Origin of the sequence: Pseudomonas sp. MPFS (assembly GCF_022537035.1) — a bacterium.
Classification (GTDB): Bacteria; Pseudomonadota; Gammaproteobacteria; order Pseudomonadales; family Pseudomonadaceae; genus Aquipseudomonas; species Aquipseudomonas sessilinigenes.
Genome location: NZ_CP066123.1, coordinates 4,799,636 through 4,817,365, shown reverse-complemented (window position 1 = coordinate 4,817,365; position 17,730 = coordinate 4,799,636). Strand labels below are relative to the sequence as shown.

Below are 17,730 nucleotides of genomic sequence, written 5' to 3'. Positions count from 1 at the left end.
CACTCGCCAATGCCGAGTCCTGCAGGCGCTGCGTGTTCTGGCTGATTACTTGGGGCCGAGGATCTGCGTCAGCTTGCTCGGGGCTGGGGCACCTTGCTGTTGTTGCAGCTCGCCCTTGTCGTCGAGGTAGAAGATCGCCGGGGTGGCCGACAACTCCAGTTCCTCCATGAGCTTCATGTTGGCGTCGAGTTTTGCCTGGATCGCTTTGGGGATGCTTTGCAGGGGTTTCAGGCTGCTGCCCTTGCCGGCCTTCTCGTGATCCTGCAGGGCCTGGCTCGGGTCCTTGGCGGCCAGCAGGGCGGCGGATTTGCCTGGGCTGTCCTCGCGGATGATGCCGACCATGATGTGCCGCAGTTGTACCTTGCCGGCCTTGACCCAGGGCCGGGCCTGTTCCCAGAACATGTTGCAGTAGGGGCAGTTGGGGTCGCTGAACAGGTAGACGATACGTGGCGCATCAGCCTTGCCGTCGGCGATCCAGTCGCTTTTCTCCAGGTTGCCCCAGACTTCCTTGGCCATCGGTGCATAGACCAGTTTCTGCAGCGGTTCGGCGCTGAGGTCCTTGCCGTCGGCGTCGTACAGGTTGCCCAGCAGCACGTGCTGGCCATCGGCGGTCAGGTACAGGGTCATGCCGCGGTTCTGGTACTGCGCGGCATAACCCTTGAGGCCAGCCGGAGCGTCGAAGCTGCCGATGATCTTGGCGCCCTTGGCTTCGATCTTGCGGATCGGCGCGGGCAGTTCCTCGGCCTGCAGCAGCGGGACATTGAGCAGTGCCGCGCCCAGGGACAGGCTCAGCAGGTGGCGGATGAAGGGCATGGGGGTTTCCTTGAGGGGGCGACCGGAGTCGGATGGATGCCGTCGAAGTTCTCCAGGGCGCGGGCCAGGCTGGCCTCCGAGAGTTCCCCGAGATGGCTGCCCAGCAGGCGGCCGTCGGCGCTGTAGAACAAGGTGGTGGGCAGGGCCATGGAGCCCACGGCCTTGCCTAGGCGGCCACTGCCGTCGAACAGTACGTTGTCCAGGTTCAGTTCCTGGGTGGCCAGGAAGGTGGCGACGCTCTGCATGCTCTCGGCCTGGTTGACGAACAGGAAGGTCAGGTCCGGGCGTTGTTGCTGGGCTTTTTCCAGCACCGGCATTTCCCGCCGGCAGGGTGGGCACCAGGTGGCCCAGAGGTTGATCACCAGCGGCCCGCCCTGGTAGTCGGTGAGCTGCACGGTGTCGCCGTTGGCGTTGCGCAGGGCCACTTCCGGCAGGCGCGTGCCCTGGTCGTAGAGGCTCAGGGACAGGGTCGCCAGCAGCCAGAACGCCAGGCCGGTAGCGATCCCGGCGCCCAGGGGGCGGCGCAGGGCCGGGCGTTTCCAGCCCCAGGCCAGGGCTGCCAGGAGCATGACCAGCACCCCGGGCCAGGCCAGGAAACCGCCGTCGCGCAGGTCGATGGTCATCCACAGGTCGTGCTGGTAGTGCTTCCAGTAGGCGATGACGAAACTGACCCGGGCGGCGAGCATGCCGATCAGGAACAGCGAGAACAGCACCGACTCCGGGTTGTCACCGCCGCGCTTGGCCACGCGCCAGCCCACCAGCGTGGCCAGGGCCAGGGCACTGATCAGCAGCAGGTGGTTGAGGGCGATGGCGAAGGTGCCGATGGTAAAGGTCAGCATCAGCGGGCTTCCAGGGTCTGGGTCCAGCGTTGCAGGAAGGTTGCGGCATCCACTTCGCCGGTGATGCGTTGGCTGCGGCGTTCGCTGCCATCCGGGCCGATCCACAGCATGCTGGGAGGTCCCGGTACCTTGTAGCGGCCGAGCAGTTCGCGGCCGTCGGCATTATCCAGGGTCACATCCAGGCGCAGCAGGCGCACGTCCTTCAGGGCCTCCAGGACCTGGGGCTGGCCGAATACGGTCTTCTCCATGATCTTGCACGACACGCACCAGTCGGCGTAGTAGTCCAGCAGCACCCACTGGCCCCGGGCCTGCGCGCTGTCCAGGGCGCCTTGCAGCTCGGCAGGCGTCTTGACCGTGGTGAAGGCGTCGTGGGCACTGGCGTTGCTGGCGGGGGCGCTGCCGCTATAGACCTTCAGCGGGTGCAGCAGGTCGTCGCTGCCGCCAGCGGCGCCCACCAGCAGCACGCTGCCCCAGATGCCGAACAGCAACGCACCGGCACCGAACAGGTGCAGCAGGCGCCCGGCGATCACCCGTTGCTGCCAGGCGCAGTAGGCCAGTACCAGGGCCAGGGCACCCCACAGGCCGATCCACAGGCTGGCGTTCAGCACCGGACGCAGCATGTAGATGGCGGTGCCGAGGAAAAGGATGCCGAACACGCCCTTGAGCAGGTTCATCCAGGGGCCGGGCTTGGGCAGGAAGCGGTTGCCCAGGGTCACCAGCAGCAACAACGGCAGGCCGATGCCCAGGCCCAGGGCGAACAGCGCCAGGCCGCCAAACAGGGCATTGCCGGTCTGGGCGATATACAGCAGGCCGCCGGCCAGGGGCGCGGTCATGCACGGGCCCACCAGCAGCGCGGACAGGGCGCCGAGGACCCCGCAGCCGATCAGGCTGCCGCCCTGGCGCTGGCGGCTGGCGCCTTCCAGGCGATCGCGCAGGAAGGCCGGCATCTGCAATTCGAAGAAACCGAACATCGGCAAGGCCAACAGCACGAACAACGCGGCGAAGCTGCCCAGGACCCAGGGTTGCTGCAGCCAGGCTTGCAGGTTGCTGCCCAGCAGGGCGGCGATCACGCCCATGCCGGCGTACACCAGGGCCATGCACAGCACATAGCTGGATGCCAGGGCCAGGCCCCGCCGCGGGCTGGCGCCACTGCCCACCACCATGCCGGCGAGGATCGGCAGCATTGGCAGCGAGCAGGGAGCGAAGGCCAGCAGCAGGCCGAAGCCGAAGAACGCCAGCAGGCCCAGGCCCCAGGATTTCTGTTGCAAGTCGTTGGCCAGCAGTTGGTCTTGGGCTGCCGCGGTGTCTGCGTCCTGGACGCTAGCGTTGGCCCCCACGGCCGGGGCTCCGCCCAGGTCCACTTCCAGGGTTTGCGGTGGATAGCACAGGCCGGCGTCGGCACAACCTTGCCAGCCCAGCTTGACCTTGCCCGTGGCGGTTGCCGGCAGTTTCACCTCCAGGCCCTGGCGGTACACGGTCTGGTCGCCGAAGAATTCGTCGCTATGGGCTTCGCCCGCCGGCAGGCTCGGCTGCTGCTCCGGCGGCAGGCCGTCGAACTTCAGGCGTTTCTGGTACAGGTAGTAGCCGTCGGCGATCTGCCAGAACAGCTGGGTCTCGCCCGAGGGCAGGCGCTCGGAGCTGAATACGAACGCCTGGCCCACCGGCAGGAAGTCGGGCTTGACCTCGAACGGATTGTTGCCGGCTTGCGCCAGGGTGGTGAACAGCATGAACAACAGGATGAACAATCGACGCATGGTCAAGCCTTAAACCGGTGCAAGTTGCGAGCACAATGGCCGGCCCTGATTAACCGATGATTAAACCGCGCCTTGTGGCCCGGAGCGGGCGGGCATAATGTCCGCTTAATCCGCCGCTTGCTTAATCAACGCCCTTTGTACAGGACCGACCATGCACGTACTTGTCTGTGAAGATGATGAGCTGATCGCCAGCGGGATCGTCGCTGGCCTCACGGCCCAGGGCCTGACGGTCGAGCATGTGGCCACCGCTTCGGCGGCGCGGGCCATGCTCGGCGTGGCCGATTTCGACGTGATGGTACTGGATCTTGGCCTGCCGGATGAAGATGGCCTGAAACTGCTCAAGCAGCAGCGCCAGCAGGGCCTGGAGATCCCGGTGCTGATCCTCACCGCCCGGGACGCGGTGACCGATCGGGTCGACGGCCTGCAGGCCGGGGCCGACGACTATCTGCTCAAGCCCTTCGACCTGCGCGAGCTGGCGGCGCGCCTGCATACCCTGTTGCGCCGGGCGGCGGGACGCAGCGTCAACCTGATCGAGCACGGACGCCTGACCTACGACCCCAGCACCCGCGAGACTTTGCTCGGCGGGCAGCCGGTGGACCTGTCCCGGCGCGAGCAGTCGTTGCTTCAGGCTTTGCTGCACAACCGTGGCCGGGTGCTGTCCAGCGAGCAGCTCAAGGACAGCGTCTACGGCTTCAACGACGAGCTGGAGAGCAACGCCCTGAACGTGCACATCCATCACCTGCGGCGCAAGCTCGGCAATGGCATCGTCGAGACCGTACGGGGCCTGGGCTATCGCCTGGGGCCGGCGGATGGCGAGGAGAGTCGCTAAGTGAGGAGCCTGCGCCTGCGCCTGAGCATCACCCTGGGCGCTGCCTTCATCCTGATCTGGACCCTGGCCGCGGCCTGGATGCTCAGTGATCTACGCAACCAGATGATGTTTTCCCTGGACCAGCGACTGGTGGCTTCGGCGCGAATGGTCGCGGGCCTCTTGGAGCAGATGCCGGCATTACCGTCCCATGGCCCGCACGATCACATCGACAGTGGTGCCCTGAGCATTCCCGGCGGCATGGCTTGCCAGGTCAGCTCCCTGCGCGGACAGATCCTGGCCCGTAGCCACAGCACCCCCGATCACCCGCTGGAAGCGGAGAAGCTGGGGTTTCACGACCAGATGATCGACGACGCGCCCTGGCGCACCTTCACCCTGGTGCGTGGCGACCTGCGCATCACCACCGCCGACCGCCAGGTGGAGCGCGAGGCCCTGAATTTGTCGATCCTGCTGGCGGCTTCGGTGCCGGTGGGCGTGGCCCTGCTGGGTTGCCTGTGGCTGTTGTGGCTGGGGATCGGCCAGAGCCTGGCGCCGCTGAACCGCATCCGTGATGCCCTGATGCGCCGCAGCGCCGATTCCCTGGAGCCATTGCAGATCCAGCCCATGCCCAGCGAGTTGCGCCCGCTGCTGGAAACCCAGAACCAGCTGTTCCAGCGCATTGCCCGGACCATCGAGCGCGAGCGGCGGCTGACCGGCGATGCCGCTCATGAACTGCGCAGCCCGCTGACGGCGATCAAGACCCACCTGCAAGTGGCGCGAATGACCGAGGGCACGGCCCACGACCAGGCATTGGCCCGGGCCGAGGAGGGCGCCGATCGCATGCATCGGACCCTGGAGCAACTGTTGTTGCTGGCTCGCGTCGAGGGCAGCCTGTCGTTCGATGACGGCGTGCAGTGCACGGCGGAACAGGTGGCGCGCCTGGCGATCCAGGACGCGGTCGTCGGTGCCCGCCAGCGGGTCCAGTTGAATCTGGAGCCGACAGCGGCTGGCGCTGCGGTGGATATGCCCTCGACCCTGGCCATCGCCGCCTTGCGCAACCTGCTGGACAACGCCCTGCGCCATACGCCCGAAGAGTGTCCGGTGGAGCTGAACCTGGAGCTGGTCGCCGGCCGGGTGCGTTTCCAGGTGCGGGACCACGGCCCGGGGATTCCCGAAGCGGATCTGCAACACCTGACCCAGCGCTTCTGGCGTGACAGCCAGAGCAGCGGTTGCGGCCTGGGGCTGGCGATCGTCCAGGCCATCGTCCAGCGCTGTGGCTGCGAGCTGCATTTCGACAGCCAGCCCGATGGCCTGCGGGTGGAACTGACCCTGCCTGCCCGGCGCGCTTGAGCCTTCCTGGCCCAGGACGGGCCTTTGGGCAATTTCCCCGATCCAAGGTGTAAATCCCGACGCTGCTGGTGCGTTTTCAGAACAGGAAAACCTGTCAATGCGCACCCCCTCTCGGCTGCGCATCCGGCCGGTGGCCGTTTTGCTCAAATTGCAGCGTGAGGGTTCCACAGATGTCAGCCGTTACCAGCCTTATGGAAGATCAGTCGGTGGGGCTTGCCGCCCCGGTGGCCGAGACGCTCTACCAGTTCGACGAGTCGCCCCTGCTGGCTCGCCAGAATCGCCAGGAGTCCAATGCCCGCAGTTATCCGCGGCGCATTCCCCTGGCCCTCAAGCGCGCCAGCGGTATCCACGTCGAGGATGTCGAGGGGCGGCGCTTCATCGATTGCCTGGCCGGTGCCGGCACCCTGGCCCTGGGCCACAACCATCCGGTGGTGATCGCGGCGATCCAGCAGGTACTGGCCGATGAACTGCCGCTGCTGACCCTGGACCTGACCACGCCGGTCAAGGACCAGTTCGTCCAGGACCTGTTCGGCCTGTTGCCCGAAGCCCTGGCCGCCGAGGCCAAGATCCAGTTCTGTGGGCCCACTGGCACCGATGCGGTGGAGGCGGCCCTGAAGCTGACCCGGACCGCCACCGGGCGCAGCACCGTGCTGTCGTTCCAGGGTGCCTACCACGGTATGAGCCAGGGCTCGCTGAGCCTGATGGGCAGCCTGGGACCCAAGCGGGCGTTGGCCGGGCTGTTGAACAACGGCGTGCAGTTCCTGCCATTCCCCTATGACTATCGTTGCCCGTTCGGGCTCGGTGGCGCCGCCGGGGTCAAGGCCAACCTGAACTACCTGGAGAACCTGCTCTGCGATCCGGAAGCCGGCGTGGCGTTGCCGGCAGCGGTGATTGTCGAGACGGTACAGGGCGAGGGGGGCGTGATCCCGGCCGATTTGGAATGGCTGCGCGGCCTGCGTCGTATCACCGAGAAAGCCGGGGTGGCGCTGATCGTCGACGAGATCCAGAGCGGTTTCGGACGCACCGGCAAGATGTTCGCCTTCGAGCATGCCGGGATCATCCCGGATGTGGTGGTGCTGTCCAAGGCCATCGGTGGCAGCTTGCCGCTGGCGGTGATGGTCTATCGCGACTGGCTCGATACCTGGCAGCCCGGCGCCCATGCTGGCACCTTCCGTGGTAACCAGATGGCCATGGCCGCAGGTTCCGCGGTGATGCGCTATCTCAAGGAACACCGGGTGACCGAACACGCGGCGGCCATGGGCGAGCGCCTGCGCGAGCACCTGCTGATCCTGCAGCGCGACTACCCGCAACTGGGCGACGTTCGTGGCCGGGGCCTGATGCTGGGAGTGGAGCTGGTGGACCCGCAAGGTACGCCGGACGCCCTTGGGCATCCTCCGCAACATCAACGCCTGGCGCCGCTGGTGCAGCGCGAGTGCCTCAAGCGCGGCCTGATCCTGGAGCTGGGCGGGCGCCATGGCAGCGTGGTGCGTTTCCTGCCGCCGTTGGTGATCAGCGCGGCGCAGATCGACCAGGTGGCGGAGATCTTCAGCAAGGCGGTGGCCGCCGCCGTGGCCAGCCTCTAATTTTCCACGACCCTGGTTCGTTACTTCTACACCATCGCCGCGCCTGGGCGCGGCGGCACTCATTCAGTGATGGAGACAAGCAATGACTTCCGTATTCGACCGCGACGACATCCTGTTCCAGGTAGTGGTCAACCATGAAGAGCAATATTCGATCTGGCCTGACTACAAGGCCGTGCCGCAAGGCTGGCGCACCGTGGGCAAGAGCGGCTTCAAGAAAGACTGCCTGGCCTATATCGAGGAAGTCTGGACCGACATGCGTCCCTTGAGCCTGCGCCAGAAGATGGATCAACAAGCGGTTGCCGGCTAAGCCTTCGCTGCCATGAAAAAGCCCGCTGGACGTTCGGTCCAGCGGGCTTTTTCGTGCCTGGGGCTCAAGCTCGCTTGACGGCTTGCAGGGTGTAGCTCAGCGGCAGGCGCCAGGGCGCATGCTTGAGTCGATATTCGCCGTGTTCGTCGGCGTCCATCTGCCCGGGCAGGGCTTCCCATGGAATGCTCTGGTGCTCCACCAAGCCAGTGATTTCCAGGCCCTGGCCCAGCAATGCGCTGATGATCTCGCCCAGGCCATGGTTCCATTCGTGGGTGACCGTGGCCTCCAGCTCCTTGTCGGTCTCCACGTAAGTGCTGCTGTCGTCCCAGACCAAGGGTTCGCTGCGCTCGAAGTAGGACAGCTCCACCCGTAGCGAGTCGCTGTGATCTTCGTTGATCGCCCAGAGCATCGGGTGCCCTTCGCGGATGAACAGCCGGCCACCGGGCTTGAGCAGGGTGCCCACGGTCCGGGCCCATTGCTCGATGCTTGGCAACCAGCATAGGGCGCCGATGCCGGTGTAGACCAGGTCGAAGCTGGCGGCCGGCAACACTTCGGCCGCCTTGAATACATCCGACTCATGGTAATCGATGGCGGCGTCGCAGCGCTGGGCCAGGGTACGGGCCTCGGCGAGGGATGCGGGGGAGAAGTCCAGGCCGCTCATCTGTGCGCCCAGGCGAGCCAGGGACAGGGTGTCGGTGCCGATATGGCATTGCAGATGCACGCCGCGCAGGCCACGGATATCACCCAGCAGCGGCAGGTCGAAACGCACCACGTCGGAGAGGTATTGCGGATCGTCGATGAAACGCTGCACGCAATAGTCCGGCGAAGCAGCATGCAGGGGCGCGCGCTCGTCCCAGTTGGTCTTGTTGAGGTTTACGTAATCGCTCATGGCGCTGTTCCTGGCGTCTATTTAGGCGAGGCGCAGACTAGCACCGGGAAATGAGCGCGATCTTCAGGAAATATGTAAGCGCCGCGGCATCACTTGTAGCCGTTGCCGAGCCTCCAGGTCATGGACGCATTGCAGCCCTGCGACGGGGTGCCGCCCAGACCGTTTTCAGATTCGGCAACGGTTACAGGCTCAGCTTTTCGGGGCCAGGGCCTGGATGATCTTCTGTTGGTTGGTTTCCAGCTCGCCGGCAGGGTCGGCGCTGTCGGTTTCCAGCACCAGCAACTGGCTGCCGCCGGCGCTGATGGCGGCCTTCAGTGCTTCCGACGGCTGGCGGTGATGCAGGACCAGGGCCACGTCGTTGTCCTTGAGTCGAGCCTGCAGTTTCTTCAGGGCCTCGGGCGTCCATTCGTTGTCGGCCCGGGCATCCACCTCCAGCAGCTCCAGGTTCAGGCCACTGACCAGGTAGCCGAAATGTTCCGACAGGCTCAGCACGCTGAGGTTGTCGGCTTCGGCCAGGCGCGCCTCGCTGTCGGCGCTGAGCTTGAGCAGGCGCTGTTTCAAGTTGGCCAGGTTGCTCTCGATCTGCGGTTTGGCCCCGGGAGCCAGGTGTACCAGGTCGGCCGCCAGTACGTCGGCCATGCGTCCCAGGTTATTGCTCGACAACCATGGCTGGGCGTTCAGGCCGTCGCTCTTGCCCGGCTGCAGGGCGATGCCGGGCAGGGCGCCATCCACGGGGCGTGCGGCATCGATTTCGACGATGCGGATATTGCTGCGCCGGGCATTGGGATACAGCGGGTCGTCCGGCCAGATCGAGCGCAGGCCGATCACCGCGTCGGCACCCTGGGCCAGCTTGCCCAGGGCCGGGGCGCCGCGCCCGGTGAAGTAGGCGGTTTGCCGCGAGCCCGGCAGGTTGGCCGGGGCGGCCCGCTCCAGCTTGACGTCGGTGCCTTGTAGCAGGATCTGGCCGAGGCCGAAGGTCACCGGCAGCGAGGCCAGCACCGTCAGTGGTTGTCGGGTGGCGGTGGGTGCCGGTTGGCCCTGGCGGACATTGTCCGCTGCCGACAGAGTCGGGGCATGGAGCAGGCCACCGAGAACCAGGACCAGGGCCAGGCGAGGCAGTGACAGATGAGGTGATGAACTGTGCATTTATCCGATATTCCCTTTCAGGCTGGGGACGGTGCCGCGGGCGATGGCGGCCAGGGCGAAGCAGATGCCGGCCACCAGGATGATCGCGGCGCCGGAGGGGACCGGCAGGTCGAAGACGATCGGCAGCAGGATGCCGCACAAGGTGCAGAGGGTGGCGATGCTCACCGAGATCCAGAAGAACCCCTTGAGCGACTGGCTGAGCAGGCGTGCTGCGGCGGCCGGGATCACCAGCAGGGCGCCGACCAGGATCGCGCCGATGACTTTCACCGCGGCCACGGTGATCAGCGTCACCAGGATCACGAACAGGTAGTCCAGGGCCTTCACCGCTACGCCACGCACCGCCGCCAGCTGTGGGTTGAAGCTGGCTAGCATGATGCGGTTGTACAGTGGCAGGCTCAGGCCCAGGACCATGCTGCCGACCACCAGCAGCACCAGCAGGTCACCGCCATTGACCGTGAGCACCGAGCCGAACAGTACGTTTTCCAGGATGTGCACGTTGATCTTGCCGGCCAGGACCAGCAGCAGGCTGGCGCCCAGGGCCAGGGACACCGAGAGGAACACCCCGATCAGCGTGTCCGGGGCCAGGCCGGTGCGATTGCGCAGGTAGTTGAGCAGGATGCCGAACAGCAAGCAGTAGCCGAACAAGCTGCCGTAGGGGCCGGTGTAGGGTTCGCCCAGGAGGATGCCGATGGCGACCCCGGTCAGGGCGGCGTGGCCCACGGCCTCGGAGAAGAACGCGAAGCGCTTGACCACTACCAGGGTACCCAGGCCGCCGAGCACCGGGCCGATCAGCAGGCCGGCGAGCAGGGCGTTGACCACGAAACCGTAGGCCAGGGCTTCCGGCAGGTAGCCTGAAGAGGCCCAGCCCTGGACCATCAGGCGGAAAGCTTCATAACTCATCAGGCAGCGCTCCCGGCGGCTCGTGGATGGGTGGAAAACAGGCTGAGCAGGCGCTCCGGCGTCAGGGTCTGCTGCGCCGGGCCGTCGAACAGCACCCGGCGATTGAGACCGGTGACCCGGTCCGCCAGGCGGCCTACGGCTTCCAGGTCGTGTTCGATCCACAACAGGGTAATGCCGCTCTGGCGCCAGTCCTGGAGCAGGCGTTCGAAGACCTGGATCCCGGCTTCGTCGAGGGCCGACATGGGTTCGTCCAGGACCACCAGTTGCGGCGCCGGGATCAGGCCCTGGGCCAGCAGCACCCGCTGGCGCTCGCCACCGGACAGGGCGCCCATGCGGCGCTTGCGCTTGTCCTGCATGCCGACGCGCTCCAGTGCTTCGCCGATGGCCTTGGCGTAGTGCCGGCTCAGGCCGAGAAAGGCCGGCCGGCGCTGGCACATGGCGGCCATGAAGTCGTCCACGGTCATCGGCAGGCCGCGATCGAACTCCAGGGCCTGGGGTACATAGCCGATGATGCCTGGGGTCGTCGGCCATTGCAGGCGCAACTGGCCCTGGTGGGGCATCTGTCCCAGCAGGGTCTTGATCAGCGAACTCTTGCCGCCGCCGTTGGGGCCGACCAGCGCGTGCACGCTGCCGGGCTGCACTTGGAATGTCACCTGGTCGAGGATGGTGGTGCGGCCCAGGACCAGGCTGACCTGGTCGAATTCCACGGCCGGGCCTCGTAGCAGGGTCTCGATGGCGGTCATGCCCCGGCCTCCTGGATGGCCCGGACCACGGTGTCGAGGTTGCCCTTCATTTCCTTCTCGTACTTGTCGGCGCTGTAGTCGCCGTAGGAAATGTGTGACAGGGGGTAGAGCTTGACCCCGGACTCGCGCTGGATGGTCTCGACGTAGGTGGAGGGGAAGTCCATCTCCGAGAAGATCACCTTGACGTCCAGTTCACGCAGTTGGTCGATGGTCTTTTTCAACTGGCTGGGGCTGGGCTCGATGCCGTGGGCTGGCTCGACCACGGCGGTGACTTCCAGGCCGAACTCGCGCAGCAGGTAGTCGTAGGCGGCATGCACCGTGGCTACCCGCAGGTCGGCGTTGGGCGCCTGGGTCAGCTTGGCCAGGGCATCGGCGCGCATCTGCCGCAGGCGCTTGCCGTAGGCGCGGGCATTCTGGGTGTAGGTCTTGGCATTGGCCGGGTCCATCTTGCCCAGCTCCCGGGCGATGTTGTTGACCTGGGCGATGGATGCGCTGATGGACAGGAAGGTGTGCGGGTTGACCACCTTGCCGGCACCTCGGGCAGCGACGCCGGTGGCGGCCAGCAGCGGTACGTTTTCGTTGGCCTCGATCACCGGGATGTCCGGGCGCTCGCTGGTGGCGATCATGCGGTCGGCGAAGTCGTCATGGCCCACGCCGTTGAGCACGATCACGTCCAGGGTGCCGATGCGCTTGATGTCCTCGGCGCGGGGTTCGTAGGCGTGGGGGTTGAAGCCGGCCGGGATCAGCGGCACCACGTCGGCCTTGTCACCGACGATGTTGGCTACATAGCTGTAGTAGGGATGCAGGGTGATGCCGATGCGCAGGCGCTTGGCGGCATCGGCATTGGCCATGGGGCTAAGGAACAGGGCCAGCAGGCTGATCAGCAACACCTGAAGGACGGGGCGACGTGGAGATGAAATGGGCATGGGCTAGTGTTCTTCTCTCGGGGGACGGCGTGGACTCAGTGGCGGTGCTGGCGGGTCACTCCGGCATCGAATTGCGCCACCACCTGCTGCCAGCCGGCAGCGATCAGCTGTTGCTGGCCGAGGTCGTGGGGGACGCTGGCCGAGGGACTGCGGTTGAGCCAGATGTCTACCTGGGTGGCATTTTCGGGGGCGATACGCATGAGGAAGGAGCCGGCTACCTGGGGGGTCTGGCTCAGCCCCAGGTAGGCCTGGTCTAGCGCCTGCCAGGTGTGTCCGCCACGGCTGACCGAGCTGGCGTCCTGGGCGAAGGGGGCGAAACCTTCCTCGGCCAGTTGCTCGGGGCTGGGCAGGGCCTGACCTTCGGCCAGCAGCAGGCGGATCTCGTCGAGGGTCACCCGCAGGTCGGCATAGATGCCTTGTTCGCCGGCGCTCAGGTCGCGGCGGGCATCCAGTTGATGGGCGGCGATGGCACTGCTGGTGTCCGCCTCGCTGTGCCACAGCACCACGCTGGCAGCGCTGCACAGGATCACCAGGCACAGCAGCAGGACATAGAGGGTTTCGTGACCGGCGCCGGCGGGACGCACGACTTGGGTAGTGGCGTTCATTGGGCCTCGATATCCGCTTGGTCGATCTCGACGACGTGGCCGGGGCCGGCATCGAACAGTACGTAGAACTCCGCGGCAGGCTTCTTGAAAGTCAGGGTCGAGTCGTTGCCCAGCTTGCCGGGCACCAGGATGGTCTCGTCGTAGCCGATCACGTCCAGGGTCACACCCGGGGCGCCACTGCCGTCGGAAAAGCCGCCGGTGCAGCGAATCTGCTCGGCATCGATGGCCTTGCACTCGCACATCGGGTTGTGGGCCAGGGCGCTGTGGCTGAACGTCGTGCCCGCGAGCAGCAGGGCTGCGGCGCCGAGGCGCCGGGTGAAGAGTGCGCGAGTCATGGTTTGCCTCCTTGTTTTTCGAGCCAGGCCACGGTGGCCGGCGAGGCCTGGCTCAGGGGAATGGCCGCCTGGTGCATGCTGCCGTCCCAGCCTTCCATGGTGATCCACAGTTCGGCGTCGGCCTTGGTCTTTTCCGGGATGGGCAGGCTGGCCCCCATGCGGTATGGGCTGCCGAAGAAGATCACCCCGGCGGCCCGCAGGCTGCGAGGCTTGCCAATGCGCAGGTAGGTGGCCTTGACCGGTTCGATGCAGGCTTGGCACAGGGCGGCGTTGAAGCTTTTCAGGTAACCGGCGGGGCCGTCGCTGCGAGGCGCTTCATCGCGCATTTCGGCCAGGCGCAGGCTCCAGGGGCCGACCTGGACTTCGCCGATCTCCCGTTCGCCCAGGCCGCTATCGCCACGAAACAGCGCGGCATCGGCGAAGTACTTGGGCATGAAACCCAGGGGAATCAACACCAGCAGGATGTTCAGGTGAAAGCGCCATTTGTGCCAGAACCGGCTCAGGGGCGAGTCAGGGGTAGCGGTGTGGGTCCGGCTCACAGTGGGCTCTCCGAGGTTTCCCTGCTCAATGCCGGGGTGGGGGTACGTACGGGGCGCGCACGGGCGGCCTTTTCCTCGCGCTTGAGGGCGTTGGCGGTGGCCAGGGCGGTGCGCTTGGTCCAGATCAGCAGGCCGCTGAGGACCATCATGCTCAGTACCAGGCCGAAGAAGAACCAGATCAGCTTGACCCAGATCCCACCGAAGTCACCGGTATGCAAGGGGCGCATGGACTCGGTGACGAACTCCAGGGTGGTGCGGTCGCCCAACAGGTGCGAGGCATCCAGGGAGCCGGTATAGGGGTTGATATTGGCGGTTTGGAACATCAGCGGATACCAGCCGCGCCCGCCAACGTACAGGTGGCTGTAGGCATTGCTTGGTAGGCTGACGAAGCTGATATCGAAGCCAGGGATCTTCTGGGTGGCGGTAGCGATGGCCTGATCCAGGCTGATCATCGGTGTCGGGCTGCCGTCGGCGCTGACTGGCACCTGTTCCCGGGCGATTACCGGGACGATGGGTTCGCTGGAGATGCTGATGTGGTTGTCGCCCAGGATCGCGCGAATCAGGAACCAGATACCGGTGATGGAGATCACGGCAATGAACCAGATCGACCAGATGCCGCTCAGGCGGTGGAAGTCGCCCCAGAAGATCCGGGCGCCATGGCGCAGGCGCAGGGTCGGCTTGAGGAAGCCCTTCCAGAACTTCTTGTAGACCACCAGGCCGGTAATCAGCGAGATGAGCATCGGTACGCCAAGGAACGACACCAGGTACCAGCCCCAGCTGTAGCCGTTGGTGAAGGGGACCAGCCACCAGCCATGCAGGGCACGGGTGAAGGCCTGGAAGTCGAAGTCCGGGCTCGTGCCCTGGATGGCTCCGGTATAGGGATTGACGTAGAGCGTGGGTGAGCGGCCGTCCGGATAGCTGACGCTGACACTGAGGGCAAAGTGGCTTTCATCCGGCGTGATGATGGTCTCTACCTGCGTCTGGGGCTCGGCACGCTTGATGGCCTGGACGATCTGGTCGTAGTTCAGCGGTTGGGCATCATCGGTGGGCTTGCTGGCGCGAACATCGGGGTTGGCCAGCCAGACGATTTCCTGGCTGACCACTGCCAGGGTGCCGGTAACGCAGACGATCAGCACGAAGAACCAGATGGGCAGTGCCAGCCAGCTGTGCACCAGAAACCAGATTTTTGAGCGGGATTTCTTCGACATTGAATGGGCGTCTTGATTCGAGGAGTGGAGCGGCACTGGAACCCGGACCGGGCCTGGCGTGGTTCACGCTGGGCAGGGTCATGGCCAACGCGGCCTGCTGCATCTAATTAAGACGAATGAGAATCGTAAATCCCGAAAGGCGATATGAAAGTAAATGTTACAGAGCCTGTTGAAGCCTGCAGGCAAGGGCATTTATCGCAACGACAGGTGGGAAGATAAATAGGAAGCGAGGTGGGATTGCCGCTGGTCGGGCCGGCGCCAGCTCCGGTGGAAACTGGCGCCGGGGGAGTCAATGGGCCTGTTGCTGGAACAACTGCACGGCGCGCTCATTGATTTGCTCGACCGTCAGGTTCTCCTTACGGGTGGCGATGAACCAGACATGCCCGAAAGGATCGCGCAGGGCGCCGCTACGGTCGCCATAGAATTGGTCCTTGATCGGTTCCGCTTCGCTGGCGCCAGCGGCAATCGCCCGGGCGAAGTAGCTGTCCACATCCTCCACATATAGGTGCAGGCCCACCGAGGTCTTGTGGGCTTCCGGACTGCCCATCGGGGTCTCCTCGCAAGGGCTGCCGAGCATGATGGGGGCGCCACCAATGATCAGTTCGGCATGGCCGACGCTGCCATCGGGCATGTCCAGGCGCAGGGTCTGTACGGCACCAAAGGCCTTCTTGTAGAACTCGATGGCCTCGGCGGCCTGGCGAATACCCAGGTAGGGAGTGACGCCAATGAAGCCTTCGGGAATGGGTTTGACGCTCATGGTGGGGCTCCTTGCTCTTATTGTGGGGGGAACAAGCAGATTTCACTCTATACCCGGAATGTTGCAGGGGTGGGATAGGCCGACGAGGTGTCGCCGGGCCACGAAACCCTGGCAGTTTGCCTGGCGATGCCTGCGGCTCGGCGGCCGTTGCCGAGCCGCGCTGGCTAGGATGGCAAGTCGTCGTTGGGAGCATCGGGCTCCAGTAGCCGGGCGCCCTGGCCGGTTTCCCCGAGGTAATCGCCCTGGTTGCGCAGTGGGCAACCGTCCATCGACAGGCAGCCGCAGCCGATGCACAGGTTCAAGCGCTCGCGCAGCAGGCTCAGTTGCTGGATACGTTCGTCCAGCTCACGGCTCCATTGTTCCGACAGGCGCTGCCAATCCGCAGCGGTGGGTGCGCGATCATCGGGCAGGGTAGCCAGGGCCCGGCCGATTTCCGCCAGGGGAATACCCAGGCGCTGGGCCACCTTGATCAGGGCGACCCGACGCAGCACCGAGCGTGGGTAGCGACGTTGATTGCCCTGGTTGCGCTGGCTCTTGATCAATCCCTTGGTTTCGTAGAAATGCAGTGCGGTGACGGCTACCCCGCTGCGGGCCGCCAGCTGGCCGACGGTGAGTTCCTTGTGGATGCTGTCGTGATCGATCATCTGGAGGGTACCGAAAGTGAAAAACAGGCTTGACCTTTACTTAACTAGAGGTTTTACCCTGCCGTACATCCAGCCGCAAGATCCTCTTACGCAGTAGGGAATGACCCATGAGCGTCTTTGAAAAAAACCACAGCTTCACCCAGTTGATCGAGTTCGAGATCGAGCCTCATCAACAGGAACCCCTGGTATTGGCCCTGGTCGAGCAGAGTGAGCGCCTGGCCCAGGATCATGGTGGTTTCCTCAGTGCCAGCGTGCAGGTCAGCGACGATGGCCGGCGTGTGCTCAATTACCTGCAATGGCAAACCCGGGAAGCTGGCGAGGCGGCTTTCCAGGGATTCGAGAGTGGGGAGCAGGATTTCTGGCAGTTGATTCTCGCTTATCGGGCCAGGACCGTGACCTTCGGCTCGTTCCAGGTACGCAGCAGCATTGCCCGCAGCCATGACAACGCCTTGCACTGTCGCCTGGCCGGTTAGCTAGATCGACAGCTGCAGGGTGCGTTCGCTGGGGGCATCTATCGGGCGACGCTTGTTCACTGCCAGCTCTCCGATCTTGATCAGCCGAGTGCGGGTTACATTGCGGCTCAGGCCCAGCAGGTTGGCGGTATGCACCTGGTTGTAGTGGCTGAAACGATAGGCTGCACGCAAGAGGGCATCCTCGACCTTTTCATGCAGGGCACCGGCCTGTTCCGCGAAGAGTTTCTGGAAGGCCCGTTCCAGCAAGCCCTCGGCCGAATCGTCAAGCCCAGGGTAGCTGTCGTCGGCGCGCTCGATACGCATGTTCGACAGGCGCAGGTCACCCTGGGCGATGATGCCGTCGCGGCAGATCAGCAGGGTGTGGTGAATGACGTTTTCCAGCTCGCGGATATTGCCTGGCCAGCTGTAGTGCTTGAGCTTGTGTTCGGCCTCCGGGCTGATGCTGATGCTGCCGTAGCCCAGGCGCTGGCTGTAGGCCTCGATGAAATGCCGGGTCAGCGGCAGGATATCGCCAGGGCGCTCGCGCAGCGGGCTCAACTCCAGATTGACCACATCCAGGCGGTAGTACAGGTCTTCACGGAAATTTCCGGCGTTGATGGCCTTTTCCAGTTGTACGTTGGTGGCAGCCAAGACCCGGACGTCGATCGGGATGCTCTTGCGCGAGCCCAGGCGCACCACTTCACGTTCCTGCAGGACCCGCAGCAGCTTGACCTGGATAGCCATGGGCAGGTCCCCGATTTCATCCAGGAACAGGGTGCCGCCATCGGCCTCCTCGAACCAGCCGGCCTTGGCACTGAGGGCCCCGGTGAAGGCACCTTTTTCATGGCCGAACAACTCGGCCTCCACCAGGGATTCCGAGAAGGCCCCGCAGTTCACCGCTACGAAGGGACGATGGCGGCGGGCGCTGAGGTTGTGGATATGCCGTGCCACCAGTTCCTTGCCGGTCCCGGTCTCACCAATGATCAGCACGCTGGCCTCACTCGGCGCCACCTGTTGCAGGTGTGCCAGCAGGGCCTGGGATTTCGGGTCTTCGAATACCTGGGCGGTAGCACGGATCGAAGTCGCCAGGGCGGGCGAGGGGGGCAGGGTCAGTAGCTGCATGGGCATTCTCCGC

At 65.1% G+C, this 17,730-nt stretch carries 20 protein-coding genes; 5 read left to right on the top strand and 15 right to left on the bottom strand.

What is annotated here, in order from left to right; translation table 11 throughout:
* Positions 1–45 precede the first annotated feature (45 nt).
* From dsbG to dsbD, 3 genes are read right to left on the bottom strand one after another with little or no spacing between them, the layout of a single operon-like run.
* Complete coding sequence (dsbG, locus tag I9018_RS21965) at positions 46–813, bottom strand: thiol:disulfide interchange protein DsbG (RefSeq protein ID WP_124348198.1); 768 nt, start codon at positions 811–813, stop codon at positions 46–48.
* Entirely contained in the window at positions 789–1,652 is an 864-nt protein-coding gene (locus I9018_RS21960; RefSeq protein WP_124348197.1) for a TlpA disulfide reductase family protein, read from the bottom strand. The genes dsbG and I9018_RS21960 overlap by 25 nt, the downstream gene beginning before the upstream one ends.
* A complete protein-coding gene (gene dsbD, locus I9018_RS21955) occupies positions 1,652–3,406 on the bottom strand; it encodes a protein-disulfide reductase DsbD (protein ID WP_124348196.1) in 1,755 nt (584 codons plus the stop codon). The genes I9018_RS21960 and dsbD overlap by 1 nt, the downstream gene beginning before the upstream one ends.
* Before the next feature lie 151 nt (positions 3,407–3,557).
* On the opposite strand from dsbD, the gene I9018_RS21950 reads away from it, so the two are divergent.
* From I9018_RS21950 to I9018_RS21935, 4 genes are all read left to right on the top strand, one after another.
* Positions 3,558–4,235, top strand: a complete 678-nt coding sequence (locus tag I9018_RS21950; RefSeq protein WP_022639968.1) for a response regulator — start codon at positions 3,558–3,560, stop codon at positions 4,233–4,235.
* Positions 4,236–5,561, top strand: a complete 1,326-nt coding sequence (locus I9018_RS21945) for an ATP-binding protein (RefSeq protein ID WP_241107503.1) — start codon at positions 4,236–4,238, stop codon at positions 5,559–5,561.
* 170 nt (positions 5,562–5,731) lie between these two features.
* Entirely contained in the window at positions 5,732–7,144 is a 1,413-nt protein-coding gene (locus I9018_RS21940) for an aspartate aminotransferase family protein (RefSeq protein ID WP_241107502.1), read from the top strand.
* A gap of 82 nt (positions 7,145–7,226) precedes the next feature.
* The gene (locus I9018_RS21935) at positions 7,227–7,451 is read left to right on the top strand and encodes an MbtH family protein (RefSeq protein ID WP_022639965.1); all 225 of its coding nucleotides are present in this window, start codon (positions 7,227–7,229) and stop codon (positions 7,449–7,451) included.
* Positions 7,452–7,515: 64 nt separating this feature from the next.
* Here I9018_RS21935 and I9018_RS21930 read toward each other — a convergent pair whose 3' ends face one another.
* From I9018_RS21930 to soxR, 11 genes are all read right to left on the bottom strand, one after another.
* The gene (locus tag I9018_RS21930; protein WP_241107501.1) at positions 7,516–8,340 is read right to left on the bottom strand and encodes a class I SAM-dependent methyltransferase; all 825 of its coding nucleotides are present in this window, start codon (positions 8,338–8,340) and stop codon (positions 7,516–7,518) included.
* 189 nt (positions 8,341–8,529) lie between these two features.
* Positions 8,530–9,486: a zinc ABC transporter substrate-binding protein gene (locus I9018_RS21925; RefSeq protein ID WP_241107500.1), complete on the bottom strand. Its 957-nt coding sequence runs from the start codon at positions 9,484–9,486 to the stop codon at positions 8,530–8,532.
* Positions 9,487–10,386 carry a metal ABC transporter permease gene (locus I9018_RS21920; protein WP_241107499.1) on the bottom strand — a complete coding sequence of 300 codons (900 nt, stop codon included), beginning with the start codon at positions 10,384–10,386 and terminating at the stop codon, positions 9,487–9,489.
* Positions 10,386–11,129: a metal ABC transporter ATP-binding protein gene (locus I9018_RS21915; protein WP_124348193.1), complete on the bottom strand. Its 744-nt coding sequence runs from the start codon at positions 11,127–11,129 to the stop codon at positions 10,386–10,388. Before I9018_RS21915 ends, I9018_RS21920 begins: the two co-directional genes overlap by 1 nt.
* Positions 11,126–12,055 carry a metal ABC transporter substrate-binding protein gene (locus I9018_RS21910; protein ID WP_124348192.1) on the bottom strand — a complete coding sequence of 310 codons (930 nt, stop codon included), beginning with the start codon at positions 12,053–12,055 and terminating at the stop codon, positions 11,126–11,128. Before I9018_RS21910 ends, I9018_RS21915 begins: the two co-directional genes overlap by 4 nt.
* A gap of 35 nt (positions 12,056–12,090) precedes the next feature.
* The gene (locus I9018_RS21905; protein ID WP_241107498.1) at positions 12,091–12,660 is read right to left on the bottom strand and encodes a DUF6162 family protein; all 570 of its coding nucleotides are present in this window, start codon (positions 12,658–12,660) and stop codon (positions 12,091–12,093) included.
* Positions 12,657–12,995 carry a hypothetical protein gene (locus I9018_RS21900; RefSeq protein WP_068585538.1) on the bottom strand — a complete coding sequence of 113 codons (339 nt, stop codon included), beginning with the start codon at positions 12,993–12,995 and terminating at the stop codon, positions 12,657–12,659. The genes I9018_RS21905 and I9018_RS21900 overlap by 4 nt, the downstream gene beginning before the upstream one ends.
* Positions 12,992–13,534, bottom strand: coding sequence for a thiamine pyrophosphate-binding protein (locus tag I9018_RS21895; RefSeq protein WP_124348190.1), 543 nt, complete (start codon positions 13,532–13,534; stop codon positions 12,992–12,994). Before I9018_RS21895 ends, I9018_RS21900 begins: the two co-directional genes overlap by 4 nt.
* Positions 13,531–14,742 (bottom strand): PepSY domain-containing protein, encoded by a 1,212-nt coding sequence (locus tag I9018_RS21890; RefSeq protein ID WP_124348189.1) that lies wholly within the window; start codon positions 14,740–14,742, stop codon positions 13,531–13,533. The genes I9018_RS21895 and I9018_RS21890 overlap by 4 nt, the downstream gene beginning before the upstream one ends.
* A gap of 289 nt (positions 14,743–15,031) precedes the next feature.
* Positions 15,032–15,499 (bottom strand): VOC family protein, encoded by a 468-nt coding sequence (locus tag I9018_RS21885; RefSeq protein WP_068585546.1) that lies wholly within the window; start codon positions 15,497–15,499, stop codon positions 15,032–15,034.
* Positions 15,500–15,663: 164 nt separating this feature from the next.
* Entirely contained in the window at positions 15,664–16,143 is a 480-nt protein-coding gene (gene soxR / locus I9018_RS21880; RefSeq protein ID WP_068585548.1) for a redox-sensitive transcriptional activator SoxR, read from the bottom strand.
* A gap of 107 nt (positions 16,144–16,250) precedes the next feature.
* Here soxR and I9018_RS21875 point away from each other — a divergent pair, with 107 nt between their 5' ends.
* Positions 16,251–16,616, top strand: a complete 366-nt coding sequence (locus I9018_RS21875) for an antibiotic biosynthesis monooxygenase (RefSeq protein ID WP_068585551.1) — start codon at positions 16,251–16,253, stop codon at positions 16,614–16,616.
* Here the strand turns inward: I9018_RS21875 and I9018_RS21870 are convergent, their stop codons facing one another.
* Positions 16,617–17,717: a sigma-54 dependent transcriptional regulator gene (locus I9018_RS21870; RefSeq protein WP_124348187.1), complete on the bottom strand. Its 1,101-nt coding sequence runs from the start codon at positions 17,715–17,717 to the stop codon at positions 16,617–16,619. It abuts the gene before it with no gap.
* Between the last annotated feature and the right edge of the window lie 13 nt (positions 17,718–17,730).